The following is a 23380-nucleotide window of genomic DNA, read 5'->3' as shown; positions in this document are numbered from 1 at the left end:
TGCCCGGGCAGGTGTCGCGGCGGGTTGCCGCGCCAGCGGCGGACCGCGACGACCCTGCACGACCAGCCGGGTGGGGGCAAGCAAACCGCGCTTGCCCCCACCCGGCCCGGTCGTGCCGACGGGCCGCGTTCCGCCGCCGGAGCGGCAACCCGAACGCGAGGAGATGACTGTCCTGTGTGGAATGAAATTTGGGTGCGTTGACGATCCTGGCGATGGTCATGCTCGGTGTGATCGTGCTCCCGGCGTCGCCCAAGGTGGTCGACGCGATGTGCGACCGGATCCGCTACGGCGCCCAGTCCCCCAGGGACGACAGCAACGACGAAGACCCGGACGAGCCACAGGAGCCGCCAGCCGAGCCGGGAGCAGCCACGAAGACGTCCCGGAAGCCGATCACCACGGCCACGGCCGACGCCGATTCCGACACGACCCGGAAACCCGCCGCGGCGTGACCGCGCAGATCAGCGACAGCGACCCTATTACGACATCGGGCCGCGCGATTGGCAGTGCCGGGATGTTCCCGAGGTCTCCCAGCCGAAGAGCACTTCTGCACGCACAGGGAGGTCGGCATGTCCACACCGCGACCCGCCGGCACCGCCCGCCGGCGCACGACGAGGAACCCGAAGTGGCCCCGCCGCACCACACCGGACCTGATGGGGGTGGCGCTGTCGGCGGCACGCCGGGGAATGTTCGTGTTCCCGCTGTGGCCGAGGTCCAAGACCCCGGCGCTGCATGGCAAGCGCCGCTGTGACCGCACCGGGGTCTGCGCCGAGCGCCATCTGGGGTGGGAGTACCGCGCCACCCGGGACCCGGATCTGATCCGCTATTGGTGGCGCGCCCTCCCCGCGTGCAACGTCGGCATCGCGTGCGGCCCGAGCACCCTGTACGTGCTCGACCTCGACCCCGCGCACGGCGACGAGCCACCGCCGGAGTGGGCCGGTGCCCGGCACGGCCGCGACGTGCTGGCGCAGCTGGCCGCACGCGCCGGACAGCCCTACCCCGGCGACACCTACACCGTTCTCAGCCCCAGCCGCTCCGAACACCTCTACTTCCAGGTCGGAGTGGACAGCACACTGCGCAACACAGCCAGCCGGGCGGGGTGGCGCATCGACAGCCGTGGCCGGGGCGGGTTCATCGTCGCGGCCGGCTCGATGCGCCGCGACGGCCTCTACACGATCGCCCGCCGAGACCCGATCGCATCGCTGCCGCCGTGGCTGGTCCCGCACTTCACCGCACCGTCCAGCCCGGAGCACGACACGACCGTGTCCGGCGGCGTTCATCCGCTGCCAGACCGACGCCGCCGGCGCTATCTGGACGCGGTCGCCGGCCTCGTCAAGCACGCCGCGCCCAAGACCGCACACGACACCCTGGTCCGCGCCGCCTACACACTCGGCCGCCTGGTCGCCGGCGGTCAGTTCAGCGAGGACGAGGCACGGGCGGCGCTGCACAACGCCGCCCGACAGCGGCGCATCCCCACCCACGAAGCCGACGACGCCATCTCCGACGGTCTGCTCGCCGGTGCGGCGCACCCGCGCCGGCTGAGCGACCACGGACTCTGAGCGCCCGGCCTCACCCCCCGCAAGCATGCAGACGGCTGCCCTGACCCGACCCCGACGCACCGGAGAGTGCGCCCCACCGAACAGGGCCCGGCACCCCTGGTGACCGGACATCAGCGAACCGCGCTGCGCGGCAGCCGTGTCACGACGTGACGCCACAGGCGCAGCGATCGGAACGCCCCAACCACCTTCCGTCACCTCCGACCGTGCCTGCCGGCACGTCGGGGTTCTGCTCTGGCAGGAGCACCCACACCATGCAGATCAAGGCTTCGAACGGCCTCGTCGTCGACACCGCCCCCTGCGCCGGCGGCCACCACGCCGCTGTCGAAAGCAGCGTCGCGCCATTACCCGAAAGCGACCCGGTCACGACCTACGGCCGCTGCACGCACTGCCGGCAGGTCCTGCCGATCGCGCCGGACGGCACCGTCATCGGCCATGACGAACCGCTACGGCTGATCGTGCACCCGTGGGTCGACGGTGGTGCCTTCTGGAACGCCTACGGCAGCCCATGGCACCCCGTCGAACTCGGGCCGATCCCGACCAGCATCGCCGCAGAACTCGCCTGGCAAGACGAGGCCGAGATCCTCATGACCTTCCACGGCGGCAACAACCACCACGTCGTCACCGACCTGCTGCAGGACTCCGTGCGCCGTTGGCTTTCGGTCCACTTGGGCTTCGTCGAACAGTGGACGAACGACCGCGACATCATCGATCTCGTCCCGGCATCACAGGCATACCTGCTGCCGGTGTTCTCGCCGCTGATCGCCTGAGAGAACGCGGCAGGGACGAAAGTCTTGCCACAGCAGGACATTCGATGTCCCCGTGCCCTTGCACCCTGGCTCCACAGCCACATGCGCACGCGAACCCTCGGTCCGCGTAGCGACATTCCCGCAACTCCCGCACACCAGGAGACACCATGCCCAACTCGCACCACAACCACTCCCTCTCGGACACCCTCGCGGACGTCACGGGGGAACAGCTGGAATTCCCGCGCCGCCACGTCATCTTCACGGAAGGCGAGCCGGGTCACCGGTTCTACATCATCCAATCCGGCAAGGTGAAGATCACCGCCTCGGCACCCGGAGGCAGGGAAAACCTCCTGGAGGTCCTGGGGCCGTCCGACATGTTCGGCGAGCTGTCGATCTTCACCTCCGGACCGCGCGCATCCACCGCCACCAGCCTGACCCGGGTCAGCGCCCTCGGCATCGACCAGGCCGTGCTGCGGCAGTGGCTCACGAACCGGCCGCACATCGCCGAGCAGTTGTTGCGCGCCATGGCGCGCCGCCTGCGATGGACGACCTCGATGCTCGTGGACCTCGTCTACAACGACGCCCCCGGTCGCTTGGCCAAGACCCTGCTCGAGTTGGCACAGCGGTTCGGTGTCCAGGAACCGGGTGGCCTGCGCGTCACCCACGACCTGACCCAGGAGGAGATCGCCCAGTTCGTGGGCACGAGCCGCGAGACGGTCAACAAGACCCTCGCCCACTTCGCCCACCGGGGCTGGCTACTCCAGGAGGGCCGCAGCGTCGTGATCCTCGACCCGGAGCGCCTGGCCCACCGCGCCCGATAGAACCGACCGCACCTTGTGATGCTCCGCAGCCGAGCCGCCGACTGTCCATTCAGGACACTCGGCGGCTCGACCCGTTCTCCGATGGAGGGAATGACTTGCCATGGCCCACGACGTGACAGCGGTGACCGATCCCGGGCAGCTGATCACCTTCATACCGCACCTGTTCGGGTACTACCCCATCGACTCGATCGTGGTTCTCGCCCTCGACGACGACAGAATCGACTTCGGCCTGCGAACGGACTGCCCCGCCGAGCCCGGGCTGTACCCGCTCGCCGCGGTCACCCTCGCCGACCAGATCGGCATGCGGGAAGGGGCCCGTGCCGTCGCCGTGGTCGTCGCCACGCCGACCGACGACCACGTCCTGGCTCGCCAGCTGCGCACGAAGTTCACCGAAGCCGGCGTGCCCCTCAGACTCTTCGGTGTTCCGGCGATCATCCACGGCGCCCGCTGGTTCGACTACGACGACGCCGAACACCACGGTCACCTGCCGGATCCGACCACCTCGGTCTTCGCCGTTCGCGCGGTGGCGAAAGGCCTGGTCACCCTGCCCAGTCGCGAAGCCCTGGAGGCCCAGCTCGCCCCGGACCTCGAGAACGTCCTGGCCCGGCGGGCCGCACTGCTGCACACCCTCCACCACGACCAACCCCAGGAAACCGAGCCGACACCCGGCGACCAAGTCGACTGGATCCGCCACCATTACCTCGACAGGATCGCCGGCGGCGACGAGACCTTCACCGACACCGACATCGTCCAGGTCGGCCACGCCCTCAGCCGACTCGACGTGCGGGACGAATGCCTGTCCCTGCTGTTCGGTCCCCACGCTGCGGCAGCGGAGAAACTGTGGGTGATCCTGACCCGGCAGTGCCCGCCACCGGCCTGCGCCGAGGCCGCGACCCTGCTGGCGTTCAGCGCCTACCTCCGAGGCGACGGCACGCTGGCGGCGATCGCGATCGCCCGCGCGCTGACCGTCCACCCGGAACACCGCCTCGCATGCCTGTTGCGTGACGCCCTGGACAGGGGCCTCCGTCCCGCACAACTCCACGACCTGATCACGTCTTCGACGGACGACATCGTCTGACGCCGCAACCGGCAGCACGGCACCCGGTGCACCTATCCCGTGCCGAACCCCGGTGCGTGTCAACTGCCGCTTCCCCGCAACGACGAAGGGACTCCCCCATGACCGACGACAGCGCCGAGACGGTACATGTCGACGCTCCGCGCCACGCGTCAGTGGAACTCTCCGATCCGGGACGGCTGATCGCAGTCATCCCACACCTGATCGGATTCCAGCCGACCGACGCACTGGTCCTCATCGCCCTGCACCACGGCGACATCGTGGTGACCGCCTGGTACGACCTCAGCGACGCATCGACCAGTGCACGCGGACTGGCCGACGAGGTCGCCGCCACCACTCGCCACCTCCATGACGCGGTCTTCGTCGCCTGCATCGTCGGCGACGACCCCGACCAGGCGAACACCCAGGGCCGCCGCCTGCTGCACAAGCAACTCGTCACTACTTTCGCCACACAGAACCGGGACATCCACGTGTACGGCGTCCGCGACGTGTCGGCCGGAGCCCGCTGGTTCGACTACTCCCTTCCCGACCACCGCCACGGAACCCTGCCCGACCCCGACATCTCACCGGCGGCCACGGCCGCCGCCCACGACACCGTCGTCCACCCCAGCTACGAGGCGCTCGCCGCCACCCTCGAACCCGACAACACCGACGACGTCACCCGGCGCTCGAACCTGATCGACAGCATTCTCACCAACACCGCCAACACCTCCGCTGGCGACAAAGGCGAAACCAGGCGCCTGCTCGCCTTGGTGCGCAAGCACATCGAGCAGGCTGCCCATCGGGTCGACCCACTGACCGACAGGGAAGTCGCCGAACTGGCCATCGCCCTGTCCAACCTGGAGGTCCGCGACCTCGCTCTCGCCTTCGCTCTCGGCGAGCACGCGGCCCACGCCGAACAGCTGTGGACCGAACTCACCAGGAAGGCGCCCGCACCCGAACGCGCCGAACCGGCAGCACTCCTGGCCATGTTCGCCTACCTCCGCGGCAACGTCACCCTGGCGCGGTTGGCCCTCCGCCAAGCCGAAACCGCTCACCCCACCCACCGGCTGGCCACGCTCACCCGGATCGCGATCACCGTGGGCATGTCGCCCGTCAGGTTCCGTCGAGTCGCAGAGTTTGCAGAGGAGCGAGCCACGCTCCTCGGCGAAGACCGTCTGTAAGGACCGCCTGTGTCCGGTGGCGGACAACCTCCCAGGTGAGCGAGGAGCTGTGGAGCAGGTGGGTTCGGCCCGAGGGCCTGCCGATCTGCTCGAAGCGAATCAGGTCGCGGCAGGGTTCGCGCCGATGAACCCGGCCCACACAACGGGCCGGAACCCTCGTCGCCCCTCCGGGCACTGCCCCGACCCGATCCCCGCTTCGCAGATCGACAGCCCCTCGACCCGAACCCACTCGATGGATGCCATCGGGGTGGGAGGTCGAGGTCGGCTGGCGGTGATCTGATCATCGATCCGCGAAGGAGTTCTCCCCATGGCTGGAGAAACCGTCATCACCGTCATCGGCAACCTGACGACCGACCCGGAGTTGCGCTTCACCCAAGCAGGAGCGGCGGTGGCGAACTTCACCATCGCCTCCACTCCGCGATTCCTCAACCGGCAGACCGGCCAGTGGGAGGACAGCGACACGCTGTTCCTCCGCTGCTCCATCTGGCGCCAGCCGGCCGAGAACGTCGCCGAGACGTTGACCCGTGGGTCCCGGGTCATCGTCCAGGGTCGCCTCAAGCAGCGGTCGTGGTCGACCGACGAGGGCGAGAAGCGCACCGTCATCGAGATGGACGTCGACGAGATCGGACCCTCTCTGCGCTACGCGACGGCGACGATCCGCAAGGTCACCCGCGCACAAGGCCAAGGCGGCGATGCCGAGCCGGCCGACGGCCCCTGGGCATCCGCGCCGCCGGCCGGCGAGAGCGGCTCCACCGACAAGCCGCCGTTCTGATCGGAAGTCCAGGCGGCTGAACGCCACACCATCGACGTACCGGGTCCAGCCAGGTGGCCGGACCCGGTACGTCTCGGCCAGACGACGATGCTCAGGAAGACGACCATGACCGCAGGCTTCTACACCGACAGCGCCACGCCACCGCCGAGCGACCGGGACGTGATGCCACCCGCCACGACGTCCACCAGGGTCGGCGACGACCGCCTTCCCCACTATCCGGCATCGACAGTGCTGACAAGCCACTCCGTGTTCACCGGTCTGGCCACGCTCCACCGCGTCGTCCTCGGAAGAGTCGGCGGCACCGTGCGGGAAGCGGTGTCGTTCAACGCAGGCCACACACTGATCGGGTTCCTCGCCACCACCGAGGACGCCCTCGTGTACGTCACGCCTTCCACCCTCGACCTCGACCCGCCCTCCGGTCCACGCCCCGGCGGCGTCGACATCGACCCGACCACCGACCGCGCCACCGCCGCGCTGCTCATCGCCGCCGTCGACTCGCCCCGCCAGTGGTTCGGCCCATTCGACACCTGCGGCCTGGCCGAAGCCTTCCTCCCCGGACACGCCGGCGGCAGCGGCCGGCTTGCCCTCACCCCACCACCCACCCCGGATCAGGCCACTCAGGAGGAACTGCTGGACCAGCTGTCCGTTGACGAGATCGCCGGCATCGGCTATGCCCTCACGGGAGATTCGCTGCATCCCCTGGACCACTACGACCTGATCGCCGTGCACGACCTTGCCGACGCCGGCTGTCGGACAGCGCTCCTGCGCGACGTTCGGGGTTTGTACGCCTTCGTGTGCGGGGAATGCGAACACGGCGACTTCGGCGACTGCACCGACGGATGCCCGATCGGCTGGTGCCGCAAACAGGAAGGGCACAAGGTCGGCTACAGCTTCGACCTGGCAGGCGCGACCGCCTGGCACCGGACGCAGATCGGCCGCTGACCCCTCCTCGCGAGGCGAACGGATCATCCGCCGACGAGGCCCGCAGGCCACGACGCCCAAGTGCCCTACCCTGGGACGCCATGAGGGCCACGACGTTCGTCGTCTTCTGGCGATTCATCGGTGCCGCCGGCGTCGGCTCGTTCCTCGGTGCCGCCGTGGCGGGACTGGTCGCCGTGGTGACCGGCCGGGTGTTCGCCGATGGCAGTCCCTGGGTGACCGGTCTGCCGGTGCTGGCTGTGTTGGGAGCGCTGGTGATGGCCGGTGTCGCCCGGCTCACCCGGTTCTGGCTGGTGCCCCGGCTCGTGCGCCACCGGATGCTGTGGGGCGCTGTCGCCGGCTCCGTCGTCACTCCGCTGGCCGTCGCCGTCGGTCAATTGGGCGATCTGCTTCCCGTCGCGCTGGTGATGCCGATCGGTTCGGTGGTGACGGCGGCGCTGTGGGTGCGGTGGTTCCGTGGCAGGCACCAAACGTCCAGGATCCGAGAGCACGTCCTGCGTACCCGGTAGCGGCGCTGGTCGAGGCAGGCTGCCGCCGCACTCCCAGGTGAGCCGATCATGTCGCGGTCGGTATCGTCCGGCCATCGGCCGGTCCGGCAGGCCAGTCCTGCGCTTCCGGCGCGCCAGGAGCCGCGCCGCTCGACACCGCCGGCCGCCCGGCGTCGGGAGCGTTGTCGCCGCGGTCCTCCGCCCGACGGTCATCCACCGCCGAGTCCGGCGGCATGCCGTCCTCCCGCTGTGTGGCGGTGCCGGTGGCCGCAGCCTCCCGCCCCGCCGCGATGAGCCGCCGGGCATCCTTCACGCTCAGTTCCAGTAGTTCGGCGACCTGTTCCACCGTCCGGTCCGCCTCGTGAATGGCCAGCGCGGCCCGCGCCTGCGCCTCTTCCTGCTCCGCCACCAACCGGTCACGCTGCCTTCGCGCCCGCGCGATGGCACGTTCGTGCGGCTCGATCCGCCGGCGGCAGTCCTCCTCCGCCACGGCCTGCCGGTCGGCCGCCTGGAAGAATTCCGCCAGCGCCTCCTCGACACGTTGCTCCTGCGCCCGCTGCCGCGCCAACTGTTCGAGATTGCGCCTCCGCGCCTCCGCGAGCTGGCGGCTGACCCTGGTCGACCGGCGTACGCGGCTGCGGCCCGACCTCGTCGACTCAGCCATGTTCCTCCCTCCTCAGACCGGCGCGTTCGGTTCGGTCCTGCGGCCACGATACCGACATGTCAACTCATATGGACGTCTCGTGAGCGTCGAGGTGCTGAACAGCGGCGTCGTTGACCAACATCGGTTGTCCTGCGGCAGGCGCGTGGAAGGTGCCAACGACGACGAAAGGCGTGTCCCACCCGAAGGTGGGACACGCCTTAGGCGTGCCAGTCGCATAAGCCCCGGAGGGCTCACCGCCGAAGCGGATTCGCCAAAACTGCGACGACACGGGCGCCGGCACGGAGGGCTCAGTAGGACCCAACCGGCAACGCCCAGTCTAGCCGGAACGCCCGCCGCACTACCGGGAAGCACGACCTCGCGGCCCCCACTCGGGGAGCGACGCAGTGTGCCGTAGCGGTGGTGGGGTGTCCAGCAAACCGCGCTGGACACCCCACCACCGCTACGGCCGACCGCGCTCCAGCCCCGAGCCAGGGGCACCGGCTCAGCCAGCCGGCTATCACGTCCCCCAAGGAGGTCACTGCCCATGCAGTCCTCGTCCGTCTCCGCAGGGAAACCAGCGTTGATCGAGGTTCACCCCGACTTCCGCACCACCTACTGGCACCCGGCCGACAGCACCGGCGTGACGGAAGCGCGAACCGTGCCGTGGTTCCCTTCGCTCGGACTGCTCGACTACGCCGACGGCTCCGGGCCCGTGCCGCCACGGCACGCCAACGCGCCGTCGATGCCCAGCCCGGTGTTCGGCGACCCGCTGATCGTGCGGACCGACCTGGCGGCGGTCTTCTGGCGCGCCGGCAGCGTGCTGCACTCCGCACCGATCCGCCACGGATGTGTCAACCTCGTCCACGGTAGCGCAGTCGACTGGACGACCACAGGTGCCCACCATGACGTGGTCCAGGTGGTCGAACACAACCTTGCCCAGTGCAGCGACGCCCTGCCGACGCTCGACCCGCCGCTGCACGTGGTGCAGGTCGACCGGTCCGGTCGACTGTCGTTGTCCTACCTGGTCGCCGACGTCGACGGCAGCCCGGTGATCGGCCCGACGCCGCCCCACTACCAGCCCTTCCTGCCCCTCAGCCGGGTTCAGGCCGCAGCGTCCCACGGACTGCCGTCGGTGGCGGCGATGTGGGAGGAAGCGTTGCGGCGACGGACCACCGACGGCGGGTGGCGGTTCGTGCCGCCAGAGCGCGCCCTGGACACGCTGGCCGATGCCGGGTTCACGGTCACAAGCGCCGTATCCGAACGCCCCGGCTTGGTGGCGGCGTTGAGGGCCGCCGAAGGCAGCCAGTGGGTGTCCGGCTGGTACGGCGGCACCCGACTATTGACCCTCGCCCGGTTCGAGCGGAACCCCTACGGCGGCGATCTGCACTACGACTTCCACCGACCCGGCAGCCGCCGTGCCGCCGTGGCGGGCACCGGCAGCGGCCACGGCATCGGCGACCGCGTCGACATGCGCGGGCCTGCCGACGTCGAGAGTCGGCCCCACGATGAGCGCGTCTACGTCGAGGGCGCGCAAGGCCGCAGCGGAATGGCGACGCCCGTCGAAGCAGGCCGGGTCGCACTGCACGAACCGGTGCTGATCGACGGCCCGATGCCCGTCGTCGACCACGAAGTCAAGTGGACCGCGGTCTGCCGCCGGTGCACCGTGCCGATGAGCTGCGATCTGCTGGGACCGCATGACTTCGTGCCCTACGTCCACGAGTTGACCGCCCGCATGCCTGACCGCGGTTCGCTGGTGTGGTGCGCCGAGCACCCGACCCAAGACCGCCGGCGCCCGCATGCCCCGGTTTGCCGAGTGATCGAACACCCTCGACCCTGACGTCGCCAGGCCTGCCGGAACCAGACGTTGTGCTGTGGGCTGTGCCGCAGCCGCCTGGCGCTCCCCACGTTACGGCGGCTGCGGCACGCCTACGCGGCTGCGCCTCGTCCCGACTGGCGCGAGGCGCGCCACCTTGATCGCGTTGAGCGGTCACCACGGCCCCCTGCATTTGATCGTCTTATGCCCTGGCAGCCGCGTCAAGGCACCCGAAAAACATTTTTCCTCCGCAAGCTCCGGCAAAATCTTTTTCGGGACCCACCTTGACCCGCCTACCACGACACAAGGGCAGGCAGGGACAGGGGGAGCGGGGAGGTAAGGGCGACAAGAAATAAGCCGTAACCATACCAACTTGCAAAGTCACGTTTTTCTTGCACAAAAACACAGGTCAGCGGCATCAACATAACGTCAAAAGTTACCGCACAGAAACCCCGCAGGAGCGTTGAAATCCTTGCAGCACAACCCATTTCACCGATAGACTCGACCTTGCAAGAAACACCGGGAACGCCAAACCCGGTGAAACGGAAAACTCAGTAGCGAGGTTCGTTTCATGCCTACTATCGCGTCCGTGCGGGAAATTACCCCCGTACCGGAAATAATTTCCGAGCTGACTACCCTCGTTCAGGCCGGGGACATCCCCGCCGCCCGCAAACTGGGAAAGAAGCTGCTCAACGTCGCCGACGCCCGGGACCTGTGGTTGATCCGGCAAATCGCCGACGTCCTGGAGAACCGGCCGCAAACCGCCGCTAGCATCCTCCGGCGCTGGTCGGAGACCGCGCCCACAGACGCCGACCGCGCGATCATCGCCGCCTGTACCCCCGCACCCGGCGAGCAGCGCCACCGCCCGCAACCCGAGGCCGACCGCCCGCCCCGGTGGAACTCCCACAACAAGTACCAGGCCCCGAGCACCGTGCACACCCGGCAGCGCGGCGACGTGCGCCGCCAGCGTCGGACGCGGCAGCAGCAGATCAACGCCGCCGTGCTGGCCAACTACCAGGCCGAGCGCGCCGGAGTCGCCGAAGGTGACCAGATCCTGGACCGGGACGAGCGCGCCCGCGCCGAACAGCCCTACGCCTCCGGATTCGACTACGACCGCGCCGCCCTCTACGACACCGACGTCCCCTTCCGGTGCCTCGCGTGCACGATCAACCGTGGCAGCTACGACCTGGACCGCGCCCGCATCGACGCCGGACACGGCGACGACGGACTGTGCGCCGACTGCCGCGAGTCCGGCTGTCCCAGCATTCCGGAGCTTAACGTCGGTCACAGCCTCACCGACGCTGTGACCGCGCGGTGCGCGTTCATCCTGGCCGCATTCGGTCCGGTCGCCGCCCGCGTGTTCCTCCGCGCCGAGTGGCGGTTGATCACCACGCCCGTGGTCCGCGCCGCTATCGCGGACTTCGCGAGCGCCAACCTGCCGCCCGAGGAGCCCGCCGAGACTCCCGCGACGCCGACGCCATGCGCCACGTGCGCAGGTGACCGCACGCTCCGCGACGTGCGCGGGCTGGCCGCCGACGATGGGCTGTGCCGCACCTGCCGCGCCGACACCACCGCATCCGGAGAGGGTCCGGCGAGCCGCAAGAGCGCCAAGCGGCGGGCACGCGACGCCCGCGCCGCCCGGCGACGGGACCGCCGCGCCGCCAAACAGCGCGGGTGGGTCGAGTAACCGGCGACACGAAGCCCCCGGCCGTCCCGGGGGCTTCCCCCCGCCCTCCAACCGCGCCCGCCCTGGCCGCCACGGCCCCACGTTCCCCCGGCAGATCCGGCCAGGCCCGCCTACCGCTCCCTGCCCTGACCATCACTTCACTGATGCACAGCACCTCTTGCATATGCCAAGCCAGCAGCACCTGAATCGTGCCAGTCCTGGTGACGAATCGGTGGGATGTCAACTAGTGTGGACGTCAACTGATATGGACGTTACGGGGATGCTTCGATGATCGGCGTGCGCAAGCTCTCGCCCGGCGGGTACGAGTACCTGACCGGGTCGGTGGCCTGCGCCGATCGTGAACTGGAACCCGGCGAGTCGCTGAGCGAGTACTACCTGGCGCACGGCTACCCACCTGGACAGTGGTTCGGCCGCGGCGCGGCGGCGCTGAACGTGCACGGCGAAGTGACGGCCGAGCAGATGAACGCCCTGTTCGGCGAAGGACGGCACCCCGACGCCGACCGCATCGAGGCCGAGATGATCGCCGCCGGCCACACCGAGGCCGAGGCTCTGGCCGCCACGAAACTCGGCCACCGTTTCTACCAGTACGACGGTGCGGACGAGTTGCGCAGCAAGGTCATCGAGGCCTACAAGCAGTACAACCTGGACCACGACCGCCCGCCCCACGCGCCGATCGACGACGCCACCCGCGCGCGGATCCGCCGCGAGGTCCAGGTGCAGGCGTACGCCGACGCGCACGAGGGCCGGTTGCCTTCGGACAGTGAACTGGCCACGTGGTTGGCAGCGCAGAAGAAGGCGATGAAGTCTGCGACGAGCGGCTACGAGTTGGTGTTCGCACCGCCGAAGTCCGTCAGCATCGTCTTCGCGCTGGGCGACAGACACCGGGAGCTGGTGGTCAGCCTGCACCGCCAGGCCGTGCTGGACACGCTGACCTACCTGGAGAACAACGTCGCTTTCACCCGCCGCGGCGATGGCGGCTACGCCCAGCACGACGTCACGGGCATCGCCGCGGCGATCTTCGAGCATTGGGACAGCCGTGCGGGAGACCCGCACCTGCACACCCACGTGCCGATCAGCGCGAAGGTCCAAGGCCCTGACGGGCGCTGGACCGCGCTCGACGGACGCACCATCCTCGCCGCCTCGGTCACCATGAGCGAGTACTACAACTCGCGGATACGGGACCTGTTCCGGGAGCACGGCGCGTCCTGGACCGAGCGGCCCGGCGGCGGCATCGACCTCAAGAGGCCGACCTGGGAACTGGACGGTGTGCCGGACGAACTGCTGGTCGGCTTCTCCCAACGCGCCGCCCAGGTCGAGCAGGACCGTGCCCGCCGCATCGTCGCGTTCCGCCGCGAACACGGCCGCGAGCCGACGCCCAACGAGATCCTGGAGATCTCCAAGCGGGCGCAGTACGGCACCCGCGACGCCAAACAGGCCCCGCGGTCGTTGGTCGAACACTTACGTCGTTGGCGCGGACAGGCCGCGGAGATGGTCGACCCCGAGGTCCTCGACCAACTCGGGCAACGGGTGTTCGGCGGCGAACCCGAAGCAGTGTCCGAGATCGATGTCGCCGAGCTCGCCGGAGCGACGCTGGCCACCGTCTCCGACTACCACAGCCACTTCAACCGGTGGAACATCGAGGCGGAAGCACACCGACAGACCGCCCATCTGCGCGTCGCCGACGGCGGCCGGGATCAGCTGATCAACGATGTCGTGCACGCGGTGCTGCACTCGCACGACATCGTGGCCCTCCAATCGCCGTCCCATGTCGAGGAACCGGGCGCGTTACGGCGGCGGTCCGGGGAGAGTGTGTTCGTCGAGCACAACAGCCAGCGGTACACGACCAGGCGGACGCTGCGTGAGGAGTCCGCGCTCGCCGCGTGGGGCAAGCTCACCGACGGCAGACGACTCCACAGTGCCACCCTCGATCAGGCATTGGCCAAGGCCCGCAAACTCAACCCCGGCCAGCGCGCCGCCATAGTCTCCTTCGCCACCTCCGGCAAGCGGGTTCAACTGCTCTACGCGCCGGCGGGTACGGGCAAGACCACCGCGATGCGGGTCTATGCCGATGCCGTGCGCACTGGAGGTGGCCGTGTGTACGCCTTCGCCCCGAGCGCGCGAGCCGCGCACGTGCTCGGCGAAGCGATCGGCGCCCGTCCGCACACTCTGCACCAGGTAACCCACGCGCAGCGGATGGGCAGCGTCGAGGAGGTGTTCCCGTTCCGCTACGGCGACGTGCTGATCATCGACGAGGTGTCGATGGCCGGCACCCACACGCTGCACGACGTCGTGGCCTACGCGCTACGCCGCGGCGCCGACGTGCGGCTGGTCGGCGACGACCGGCAACTGTCCGCGGTCGAAGCCGGCGGCGCGGTTCGGTGGTTCGAGCACAACAACGGCGCCGTGCGACTCAGGCAGGTCATGCGCTTCCGCGATCCCGACCAGCGCGCCGCCTCGCTCGACCTGCACCAAGGCAACGCTGAAGGACTGGACTACTACTTCCGCCACGGCTGGATCCGTGCCGGCAGCCGCGAGACCATCCGCGACGCCGCCCACAGCGCCTGGCGTGCCGACCTGGACGCCGGTCGTCAGTCGCTGCTGATCGTGCCGACCAACGTCGACGTCACCGCGCTGAACCTCGAAGCCCGCGCCGTGCGCATCGCGCGAGGCGACGTGGTCGACGACCGCTCCGTTCAACTGCACGACGGCACGCACGCGAGCCGTGGCGACTGGGTCGTCACCCGCCACAACGACCGGCTCACAACACTGTTCGGCGGACGCGACTTCGTCAAGAACGGCGACACCTGGACCGTGACCGCCGTGCGCCGGGACGGCGCGCTGAAACTGCGCCACCAGGTCAACCGCGGCACCGTCGTGGTGCCCGCCGACTACGTCGCGGAACACGTGGAACTCGCCTACGCGGCCACGATCCACCGCGTGCAGGGCATGACCAGCGCCGGGTCCGCGCACGGGATCGCCACGCAGGGCATCTCCCGTGAGCAGCTGTACACCCTGATCACCCGAGCGGTCGACGACAACCGGATCTACGTCGAAACCCACCAGCACACCATCGACTCCCACCAGGAGACCCCGCCCGAGCGGACCGCACGCGACGTCCTGGAAGCAGCCCTGCGCCGCTCGTCTGCGGAGACATCGGCCAACGAAGAGCTACGCGAGGCCTTGGCGACCGAGGAATCACTGCGCACCCTGGTCGACCGCCACGACTACGTCGCGCTGCTGGGCGTCGACGAACGGATCGACGCCGTACTCACCGAACACGTTCCAACGCTGCTGAACCACCCGTCCACATCGACACTGAGGCAGACCTTGCGCACCGCCGAGGCCCTGGGTTGGCAGGCCGAACACCTCGTTCCCGCGGCCATGGCCAGCGGCCCGGTCGAGGGCGACGACATCGACAACCCGGCGGCGCTACTGCAGTGGCGCATCCAGCAGCGCGTCCTGCGCGAGGCTCCGCCAGCACACACCTCGGCACCTACGCTCGCCCAGACCAACTGGTGGCGCAGCATCGTCGAACACCACGAGCCCGCCGCCGCCGTCGAGGACACCACCTGGGAACCGGTGTGGCAGCGGGCATCGGCGGCCACCAGCGAGGGTTTGGACGCTGACGCCGCGCTGGAGGACGCCGCACGCCGGCTCGCGTCACGCCCCACTAACGACCCGATGCCCGACCACCGATTCGTCGGATTCGCCCTCGACGACGCGCTGCGCCAGCAACGTGACACCGGGAGCGGATGGCAGCCAGCGCTGCCGTGGCTGGCGCACCCCGACCACCACAGACTCGCCCAGCAGCCCGAGCTGCTTGACTACCTCCATCGCGTCGACGAGGCCATCAGTGCGCGCGTCGACCAGTTGCGCGCCATCGTCATCGCCGAAGCACCGGCCTGGACCGGCGCGTTGGGCCCCCGCCCTAACGATCCTGCGGCGGCGGCTCACTGGGACCGGCTGGCCGGACTCGGCGCGGCCTACCGCGAGACCTACGGAGTCACCACCGACGATCCGCGCCTCCCGCTCGGCGTGGAACCCAGCGGCGACGGCCCTCAGGCGCGTGCGTGGCGCGACCTCATCGACCAGTGGTCGCCGACCGCCGATTCCGAGCAGAGGTCGACCGGCGTCGACCTGACCAGCGCTGTGGACCAGCTTCGTGATGCCATCGATCCGGACGAGTTGCTGGCCATGCTCGCTGCCGACGACATGGTCGCCACGCCCCGGGAAGAACGGCTGTCCGACCTCGTTCGCCGCTACGAACACAGCACCCGCGCCGCCGACGAACATCACGTCGACCAACAGATCACCCGCGTGCTCACCGACCGCGCCCCGTCCGCGCTGGATGGCGACGCCGAGCCGGCACTGCGCAGGCTGCTCCACCGTGCCCACGCCCACGGCTGGACCGTCGAACAGGCGGTACCCGACGCCGACAGCCTCGCCGGCATCGCCGGCGCACGCGATCCCGCCGCCGTGCTGTACCGGCGCGTTGAACTGCGCATCGGACGCACCGATCCACCCGGCCAACCGATGCACCATCCAGGCCCGCTGCCGTGGGTGGCCGCCGCCGACCCGGCAGCGCTGGCCGACGACCCCAACCTGGCCCGACACCTCGACCACCTCGCCGAAGCGATCACCCAGCGCGCGAGCCAGCTGCGCGACGACGTCGTCGTGACCGAACCGGACTGGACCGCCGGACTCGGTCCACACCCCGAGGACCCTGCGGCCGCAGCTCGCTGGGACGAACTCGCCGGCACGGCCGCTGCCTACCGCAACACCTACGGCATCGCCACCCGCAACCCCGACGTTCCGCTGGGCGCACAACCTCCCGGTGACGACGCCCGTGCACGAACGTGGAAGAACCTCACCGACCAGTGGAGGCCCATCATGACCGCACCCGGCAACCAGACTTCCGCTACCGAAATGCGCATCAACGCCTTGCGCGACCAGGTCATCGAACGCACCCAACACCACCGCGAAGACGCCGCGGAACTCGCGGCCGACCACCACGATGAGGCCCATGAGTGGCAGCTCGACGCCGACGCGATCGAGACCGCAAAGGAGTCGGCCCGCTACGACGACGAGGAGAACTCCGGACTTCGCTACTGAGCACCCGGGATGCCTGAGCGCCTCACCGGTCGGGAACACTTTGACGTCCAGCGGCCACCGACACGACCCGCACTGAACCTTCCGTCACGGCCTTCGCCAAACCCGACCCGACCAACGCCCGCGGGTCACAAGCCATCGCCCTGTGTGCCCGCACCGGCATGCCCTACGCTGAGGTTCACCCCGGGCAGTGGACACCGAGTTGGCAGGACCGAGGGTTCTGTTGGAAGGATGTCCTCATGCCTCCTCGTAAGCGCCGTTCGTACACGGCCGAGTACAAGGTCGAGGCTGCGCATCGTGTGATCGATTCGGGCCGGACGATCACCGAGGTTGCCCGCGAGCTAGGGATCGACGCGGGGATGTTGAGCGTCTGGGTCAAAGACGAGCGGCGCCGGATCGCCGCGGCCGAGGTCCACGGGGAGCAACCCTTGGAGGCGGCGGAGCGGGCCGAGTTGCCGCGGTTGCGCCGGCAGGTCGCCGAGCTGGAGAAGGACAACGCGTTCCTGGTAAAAGCTTCGGCGTACTTTGCCGCGATGCAGAAGAACCGGCCCGGTTCGCTCTGATGGTGAAGTACGCCGGCCCCGACGAGATCGCCGGCGTGGCAGGCACCGCCGTGCCTGGGGGCGACCGGTTCGCGGTCCGGCGCATGGCGCGACTGCTGGAGGTGTCCGCCTCCGGCTACTACGCCTATGTGAAGCGTTGTGCGGCAACGGCGTTGACGCCGCGTGGGCAGCGCCGCGCGGACCTGGAGATGAAGATCGTCCAGGCGCACAAGGACTCCGACGGGACCTACGGGTCGCCGCGGATCACCGCGGAGCTGCGGGACCGGGGCGAGGTGGTCAGCGCCAAGACCGTCGCCAGGGTCATGGCCGGGATCGGGATCGAGGGCATCAGCCCCCCGCACGTTCAAGGTGAGGACGACGATCACCGATCCGGCGGCGTCGTTCCCGCCGGATCTGGTCGACCGCGAGTTCGACCGGGGCCGTCTGGACGCCGTGTGGCTGACCGACATCACCTACCTGTCCTGTGGTGAGGGCGAGATGTTCCTGTGCGCGATCCGGGACGGGCACTCGCGCGGGGTGCTCGGCTACAGCGTCGCCGACCACATCGGCGCCGGGATGGTCGCCACCGCCATCGAGGCGGCCGTGGCCGCCCGCGGCGCATGTCGTGGCACGGTCCTGCATTCCGGCCGCGGCGGCGAGTACACGGCAAACCTGACCGCGCAGTCCTGTTTCCGGCACGGGCTGCGCCGGTCGATGGGCGCGACCGGGATCTGCTGGGGCAACAGCCCAGCGGAGTCGTTCTGGTCGACGTTCAAGCACGAGCACTACTACCGGCACGTCTACGCCACCAAGTCGGAACTTGTTGCCGCTGTTGACAATTGGATCCGTTTCTACAACAGTACGCGGCGGCACTCCAAGCTCGGGATGCGCAGTCCCAGCGACTATGAGAGTTCACTCCGAGCAGCCGCCTGAATCTCGTAGCCCCTGTCCACCGTCCGGGGTGAACCTCAGTCGAGCAGTACCCGCCCGACGAGATCGGGCACTTTGAGCAGCGCGATGCGCCGCGACCAGTCGATAGCGACGGTGTGCGCCGCCAGGACACCCAGGTGCCAGTGCGGCAGTAGCTGGACCTCCGCCATCCTGGCGTGGCGGTTCTCCGGCCTCGGGATGGATACGATCAACCAGCGGTCGGCGAGCGTGGCGGACTCGCTGCTCAACGCGCGGGCGGAGGTGATCCACTCGTGGATCAGGTCATGCAGCGCCTGTTCCGCTTCGGGGCGTCCTTTGCGCCTGTTGCCCATCGCTTCGTGGATGGCGCTGTACTGGGCCGAGGTGCGCTCCTCCAGCCGGGTCCACCGAGAAGAAGCCTCTTCCCGCCACCGTCTCCACAAGGTGGCCAAAGCTCGTCGGGCGTCTCCGAGCACCGCGAACTCGGTGCGGTCGAAGGGCAACTCCGGTTGCAGGAGAAGCGCCACGGCTGCCGCATCGACGAGGTTCCCGGGAACAATCGTTGCGGCGAACCCTGCTCCCAGCTCCTCAGCGTAGGCGATCTTCGCCTTCAAACGGGGTTGCGCCCAGTCCGACAGCCACGGGTATCGAGTGATGAACCGGTGCGCTCTGAACAAACTCTCCGCAGCACCCATCCAGAAGGGCAACAGCAGGGTGTCCCTGACGAAGCGCGCCTGCTCGTGTGCATTCCATGCCGCCTCGTCCTCCTCGTCCTGCGGCCACTCGCCTGAGCGCAGCAGTTCGCTGCGCCCGCCAGGTCGTGCCCATCAAGGTCGTCGGCGAGGTCTTCAGCCGTGTAGCCCGCCAACTCGTGAAGCAGCCCCCGGCCCATGAGCAAGTCGTCGAGGAACACCCCGAGCGACGTGGTCGACCTGCCCCATCGTGGCGACCGGACGCACCCACTGCACATCCGCTTCACCGCAGACGCGGTCAAGGGCACCGAGAGTTCGATCGCGTCGACCCCGCTCAGCGAGGAGCACTCGCGAGTGGCGTGCAGCCGTCCCTGCTTGGACCGGGCCGTATAGGCCCGGATAGGTGCGCCCTCGAACGGTCCGAAGGGGATGTCGGCGGTCAACGCGGCCAAGGTGACGTTCCTCCACAGGGTGTGCCTGCGGTGACTGTGCCGTGCCCGAGCAACCACTCCACCGAGAACGACTGAGGTGTCACCCGATCAGGTGATCGGGACGGCGTGGGAGTGGACTACTGACCCTTCAGCGCAACGTTGCACCCGACCGACGTACGCCCCTCGGCGTGTCGGGTCACGGGTCGCGGGCGCGGCTTCTAAGGTTTCGGATACCACCGCCCGTGTTCGGGGCTTGGGCGATGGGTCGGGGAACGACCTGCACGACGATCTGCCCTGGATGGTTGGCTAGTGGTCACGCCCGTTAGTTCGTCGGGGGTTGCAGCCATGCGGTGTAGTCGTTGAGGTAGAGCCCGCAGGCGCAGTCGAGTGCTTCTTGCGGGGTGCCTGAGGGGTAGCCGCTGGGCAGGTAGGAGTTCTCGTAGTCGTCGTGGCTGGCGCGGTAGATGGCGAAGCCCCAGGTCGTGGCGGATCCGTTGTAGCGCAGCCGGAACAGCGGCATGGTGGTGCCGTCGGGCCGGTGGCCGGTGACGTAGGCGAACGCGCCGCGGTGGCGGACGGTGACATCACCGAGCTGGGGCCAGCGTTCCCGCGCGCGTGCCAGCAGACGCTGGCGCAGGGAGGTCTTGGTCGAGTCGGGCGGGACGGCCATGTCGTTCATGGTGCCCGATACCGTCACACCCTCATAGTTGATCTTCCTTGTGGGGTGTCGCGTGGGGCCGTCCAGCCCGTATGTGGTCGTTCTCGGCGAGGCCGACCGGCGGGCGCTGGAAGCCCTCGCGCGGCGGGGTTGTGCCGAGCATCGTCAGGTGCTGCGGGCGCGGATCGTGCTGGCCGCCGCCGATGGTGAGCGCAACGCTGTGATCGCGCGCCGGCTGGCCATCACAGACGACACTGTCCGCAAGTGGCGTGGACGGTTCTGCCGCGACGGCCTTCCGGGCCTGACCGACCGGCCGCGCAGCGGGCGGCCACGGGTCTTTCCCGCCACGGTGGTGGCCGAGGTCAAGGCCCTGGCCTGTGAGCCACCCGCTCAGGCCGGTGCCACCCTGGCCCGGTGGAGCTGCCCGGAGCTGGCCCGTGAGGCCGCCGGCCGTGGCATCTGCGAACGGGTGTCGGCGTCCACGGTGCGCCGCTGGCTGGCCACGGACGCGATCAAGCCGTGGCAGCACCGGTCGTGGATCTTCCCGCGTGACCCGTACTTCGCGGTCAAGGCCGCCAGAGTACTCGACCTGTACGACCGGCTGTGGGACGGCGAGCCCTTGGGCGACAACGACTTCGTGATCAGCGCGGACGAGAAGCCGGGTATCCAGGCGCGTCCTCGTGTGCATCCCGGCCTGCCCGCCGGGCCCGGCCGTGCGATGCGGGTCGAGCACGAATATGTCCGGCGGGGAACCCTGGCCTACTTCGCCGCCTACGACGTGCACCACGCACGGGTGTTCGGGCGCTGCGAGCCCACCACCGGCATCGTCCCGTTCGCCCGGCTCGTCGAGCAGGTCATGACCACCGAGCCCTACGCCTCGGCCCGGCGGGTGTTCTGGGTGGTGGACCAGGGCGCCTCGCACAAGAACTGGGCCGCCGCGGACCGCATGTCCAAGGCCTGGCCCAACGCGCACATGGTGCACCTGCCCGTGCACGCCTCCTGGCTCAACCAGGTGGAGATCTACTTCTCCGTCGTGCAACGCAAAGCACTCACACCCGACGATTTCCTCGGCCTTGACGACGTAACCAGCCGACTTTTGTCCTTTCAGGACCGTTACAACCGCACAGCTCAACCCTTCGACTGGACCTTCACACGCGACGACCTCAACCGGTTACTGACCCGACTCGGCCGTCACGACCACCACGCACCCCCGCCACTCGCGGCATAACCCCCGACGAACTAACGGGCGTGACCACTAGTGCACCTTCAGAAGTACTCCGCGCGTGGGTTCCGTTCGCTGGCCGACGTGGTGGACATCCCGATCAGCAGTCCGACGATCCTCGCCGGCCCCAACGACGGCGGCAAGACCGCAGCGCTGAGCGCGCTGGGGTTCCTCCTCAACGCACACGCCTTGACCGAGGACGACAGGACCCTCCTCGCCGGTGAATCCGGTGCTCGTTGCGCGATCACCGAGGTCATCGGCGACTTCCGCCTCGACCCCTGGGAGCAGGAGAAGTTCGGACTGCCCGCCGAAGTGCGGATTCGGCGCAGCGCCGAGGCGGACCTCGTAGCCCGCTACGAGATCTGGGGACCCGTGCCCGCGGACGAGGAGTTGCGAGACCTCAGCGGCAAGCTGGTGCAGGACCTCAAAGACCTGGCCGCGCGTTTCGGGATCGGGGTGGCGAAGCCGACGAAGCCCGTGCTGTTGGCGGCCTTGACCGAATACGGGCTGAAGCACTCCAACGGTGACGGTTGGACCGGTATGCCCCCGGCGTTGATCGACAGGCTTCCGCGCATAGCGGAATTCGAGGGACACTCGCTGGACCCCGAGGCGGCGATCCGATCGGCGCTTGCGGTCCGGTTCAAGAGCTACGTGGCCGAGGAAGCCGTCCAAGGCCGTGTGCGCGAGCTGGAGACCGACGCGCGGGACTGGCTGAGGATCCAGGCGAAGCCCCTGGCAGACCACATCGCGGCGCGCTGCGGCGACATCGCCACGGTCACCGTCGAGCCCGAGGTGAGCTTCACACCGAGCTTGCGCTCGGCTTCTCTTCGGCTGGAGAGGGCGTCCGGTGAGCAGGTTCGGCTGGACCACTCCGGGCGCGGCAGTGCTCGCCGCGTCTCGATGGCGGTGTGGGAGGGCACCACCGAACTGCTGACCGAACCCGCCGGTGACGAGGTCGACCCGGAAACCGGGCCGCCGGTGCAGGTGATCGTGGTCTACGACGAGCCCGACACCCACCTGGACTACCACTTCCAGCGCGAGGTGATGGGCATCATCCGACGGCAGGCCACGCCCGACCACGTCAGCGTCGTCGTCGCCACGCACTCGATGAACCTCATCGACGGCGTGGACATCCGCGATGTCGTGCTGCTCAAACTGGACGAGGGCCGCCGGACGGTCCTCCAGCGCCTGGGCAGCGCCGAACACGCCGAGTTCGACCGCCACCTCGGTGCGATCGCCGCCGCGGTCGGACTGCGCAACTCCGTGCTGCTGCACGAGCGTTGCTTCCTCGCGGTGGAGGGCGAGACCGAGCAGGTGGTGCTGCCGATCCTGTTCGCCCTGTCCGAAGGTATGTCACTTCAGGCGGCGGGGATCGCGTTGTGGGCATGCGGCGGCAACGACGGCGCGCTCACCCTCGCCAGCTACCTCCACAAGCACGGGCGCACCGTGATGCTGCTGATCGACGCGGACAGCGAAGCCAAGAGCAAACTCTTCAAGCAGAGCAACCTGACCCGGCACTTCGGCCAGGACAAGGACAAGGTGACCTGGACGCTGGGCACGCGGTCGGGTGTCGACGAGTTGGAGGAACTGTTCGACGACGGGACCTGGGCACGGACCGCGAACGAGGCATGGCCATGCGACGGCGGCTGGACACCTGAACACTTCGCCGCCCACCGCGGGCAGAAGAAGTTCAGCGCGGGTGTCGAGTACATGCTGAGGCAGCACAGCGAGCATTACCCGTCCGGTAAGCCTGCGATGCTGTGGGAAGTCGCCGTTCGGCTCGACCGCCCGGAGGACGTGCCGAGCGAACTCCGGGACGTCTTCGCCGAGCTTCGGAAGCTAGCCGGCTAACAACTCCTCCGTCGAACGGTCGCGTCGAGCCCTCCGCGCCAGCATCCGGGCCTTGCGCTGCGCGGCGGTGGGCTCGACCCACGCGTGCCACTTCACCGTCGGCGCCCAGCGTTGGAGATGCTCTTCCCGGTCCACGCCGCACCAGCGGCAACCGTTGGGACTGGGTATCGGATCGACGTCGCTGCCCTGCATCACATCACCCCTTCCGTCCAGGTAGTTGTACCCGAGGGGTACGACATTTTCGGCGCTCACGGCCGGATGCC

General features: G+C 69.0%; 21 protein-coding genes and 1 pseudogene. 18 read left to right on the top strand and 4 right to left on the bottom strand.

Annotated elements, in window-relative coordinates:
- The first annotated feature begins 197 nt into the window (after positions 1 to 197).
- From RIN75_RS38530 to RIN75_RS38490, 9 genes are all read left to right on the top strand, one after another.
- The gene (locus RIN75_RS38530; protein WP_309117045.1) at positions 198 to 449 is read left to right on the top strand and encodes a hypothetical protein; all 252 of its coding nucleotides are present in this window, start codon (positions 198 to 200) and stop codon (positions 447 to 449) included.
- Positions 450 to 566: 117 nt separating this feature from the next.
- Entirely contained in the window at positions 567 to 1556 is a 990-nt protein-coding gene (locus tag RIN75_RS38525; RefSeq protein WP_309117044.1) for a bifunctional DNA primase/polymerase, read from the top strand.
- A gap of 251 nt (positions 1557 to 1807) precedes the next feature.
- Positions 1808 to 2323 (top strand): hypothetical protein, encoded by a 516-nt coding sequence (locus tag RIN75_RS38520; RefSeq protein WP_309117043.1) that lies wholly within the window; start codon positions 1808 to 1810, stop codon positions 2321 to 2323.
- Positions 2324 to 2469: 146 nt separating this feature from the next.
- Complete coding sequence (locus RIN75_RS38515; RefSeq protein WP_309117042.1) at positions 2470 to 3123, top strand: Crp/Fnr family transcriptional regulator; 654 nt, start codon at positions 2470 to 2472, stop codon at positions 3121 to 3123.
- Positions 3124 to 3244: 121 nt separating this feature from the next.
- Complete coding sequence (locus RIN75_RS38510; protein WP_309117041.1) at positions 3245 to 4201, top strand: DUF4192 domain-containing protein; 957 nt, start codon at positions 3245 to 3247, stop codon at positions 4199 to 4201.
- Between the two features lie 98 nt (positions 4202 to 4299).
- On the top strand, positions 4300 to 5361 hold the full coding sequence (locus RIN75_RS38505; RefSeq protein WP_309117040.1) for a DUF4192 domain-containing protein: 1062 nt from the start codon (positions 4300 to 4302) through the stop codon (positions 5359 to 5361).
- A gap of 307 nt (positions 5362 to 5668) precedes the next feature.
- Positions 5669 to 6133 (top strand): single-stranded DNA-binding protein, encoded by a 465-nt coding sequence (locus RIN75_RS38500; RefSeq protein ID WP_309117039.1) that lies wholly within the window; start codon positions 5669 to 5671, stop codon positions 6131 to 6133.
- A 105-nt stretch (positions 6134 to 6238) separates the two neighbouring features.
- Positions 6239 to 7075 (top strand): hypothetical protein, encoded by an 837-nt coding sequence (locus tag RIN75_RS38495; RefSeq protein ID WP_309117038.1) that lies wholly within the window; start codon positions 6239 to 6241, stop codon positions 7073 to 7075.
- Positions 7076 to 7155: 80 nt separating this feature from the next.
- Positions 7156 to 7581, top strand: coding sequence for a hypothetical protein (locus tag RIN75_RS38490; RefSeq protein WP_309117037.1), 426 nt, complete (start codon positions 7156 to 7158; stop codon positions 7579 to 7581).
- 46 nt (positions 7582 to 7627) lie between these two features.
- On the opposite strand, the gene RIN75_RS38485 is transcribed toward RIN75_RS38490, so the two are convergent.
- Positions 7628 to 8224, bottom strand: coding sequence for a hypothetical protein (locus tag RIN75_RS38485; RefSeq protein WP_309117036.1), 597 nt, complete (start codon positions 8222 to 8224; stop codon positions 7628 to 7630).
- A 559-nt stretch (positions 8225 to 8783) separates the two neighbouring features.
- Here RIN75_RS38485 and RIN75_RS38480 point away from each other — a divergent pair.
- The 6 genes and pseudogenes from RIN75_RS38480 (at position 8784) to RIN75_RS38460 (ending at position 18287) form a co-directional block, all read left to right on the top strand.
- Complete coding sequence (locus RIN75_RS38480) at positions 8784 to 10040, top strand: hypothetical protein (protein WP_309117035.1); 1257 nt, start codon at positions 8784 to 8786, stop codon at positions 10038 to 10040.
- A 547-nt stretch (positions 10041 to 10587) separates the two neighbouring features.
- Positions 10588 to 11703: a hypothetical protein gene (locus RIN75_RS38475; RefSeq protein ID WP_309117034.1), complete on the top strand. Its 1116-nt coding sequence runs from the start codon at positions 10588 to 10590 to the stop codon at positions 11701 to 11703.
- A gap of 267 nt (positions 11704 to 11970) precedes the next feature.
- Positions 11971 to 16815 carry a MobF family relaxase gene (gene mobF, locus RIN75_RS38470; protein ID WP_309117033.1) on the top strand — a complete coding sequence of 1615 codons (4845 nt, stop codon included), beginning with the start codon at positions 11971 to 11973 and terminating at the stop codon, positions 16813 to 16815.
- 236 nt (positions 16816 to 17051) lie between these two features.
- The gene (locus RIN75_RS38465; RefSeq protein ID WP_309117032.1) at positions 17052 to 17375 is read left to right on the top strand and encodes a transposase; all 324 of its coding nucleotides are present in this window, start codon (positions 17052 to 17054) and stop codon (positions 17373 to 17375) included.
- Positions 17375 to 17647 (top strand): annotated as a pseudogene (locus RIN75_RS44310) (IS3 family transposase); the annotation flags it as partial. The gene RIN75_RS38465 and the pseudogene RIN75_RS44310, both read left to right, overlap by 1 nt.
- 76 nt (positions 17648 to 17723) lie before the next feature.
- On the top strand, positions 17724 to 18287 hold the full coding sequence (locus RIN75_RS38460) for an IS3 family transposase (protein WP_309117031.1): 564 nt from the start codon (positions 17724 to 17726) through the stop codon (positions 18285 to 18287).
- 35 nt (positions 18288 to 18322) lie between these two features.
- Here RIN75_RS38460 and RIN75_RS38455 read toward each other — a convergent pair whose 3' ends face one another.
- Positions 18323 to 18970, bottom strand: a complete 648-nt coding sequence (locus tag RIN75_RS38455; protein WP_309117030.1) for a hypothetical protein — start codon at positions 18968 to 18970, stop codon at positions 18323 to 18325.
- 183 nt (positions 18971 to 19153) lie between these two features.
- Between RIN75_RS38455 and RIN75_RS38450 the strand changes: the two genes are divergently transcribed.
- Positions 19154 to 19348, top strand: a complete 195-nt coding sequence (locus tag RIN75_RS38450; RefSeq protein WP_309117029.1) for a hypothetical protein — start codon at positions 19154 to 19156, stop codon at positions 19346 to 19348.
- Between the two features lie 360 nt (positions 19349 to 19708).
- Here RIN75_RS38450 and RIN75_RS38445 read toward each other — a convergent pair whose 3' ends face one another.
- Positions 19709 to 20083 carry a hypothetical protein gene (locus RIN75_RS38445; protein WP_309117028.1) on the bottom strand — a complete coding sequence of 125 codons (375 nt, stop codon included), beginning with the start codon at positions 20081 to 20083 and terminating at the stop codon, positions 19709 to 19711.
- Between the two features lie 34 nt (positions 20084 to 20117).
- Between RIN75_RS38445 and RIN75_RS38440 the strand changes: the two genes are divergently transcribed.
- Positions 20118 to 21272 (top strand): IS630 family transposase, encoded by a 1155-nt coding sequence (locus RIN75_RS38440; protein ID WP_309117027.1) that lies wholly within the window; start codon positions 20118 to 20120, stop codon positions 21270 to 21272.
- Between the two features lie 30 nt (positions 21273 to 21302).
- Positions 21303 to 23117 carry a TOPRIM nucleotidyl transferase/hydrolase domain-containing protein gene (locus RIN75_RS38435; RefSeq protein ID WP_309117026.1) on the top strand — a complete coding sequence of 605 codons (1815 nt, stop codon included), beginning with the start codon at positions 21303 to 21305 and terminating at the stop codon, positions 23115 to 23117.
- Here RIN75_RS38435 and RIN75_RS38430 read toward each other — a convergent pair.
- A partial coding sequence (locus tag RIN75_RS38430; RefSeq protein WP_309117025.1) for a hypothetical protein occupies positions 23106 to 23380 on the bottom strand: 275 nt, incomplete at its 5' end. The genes RIN75_RS38435 and RIN75_RS38430 overlap by 12 nt on opposite strands.

The sequence above is a fragment of the Saccharothrix sp. genome (assembly GCF_031180885.1).
Classification (GTDB): Bacteria; Actinomycetota; Actinomycetes; order Mycobacteriales; family Pseudonocardiaceae; genus Actinosynnema.
This window is presented reverse-complemented; position numbering and strand designations above follow the sequence as displayed.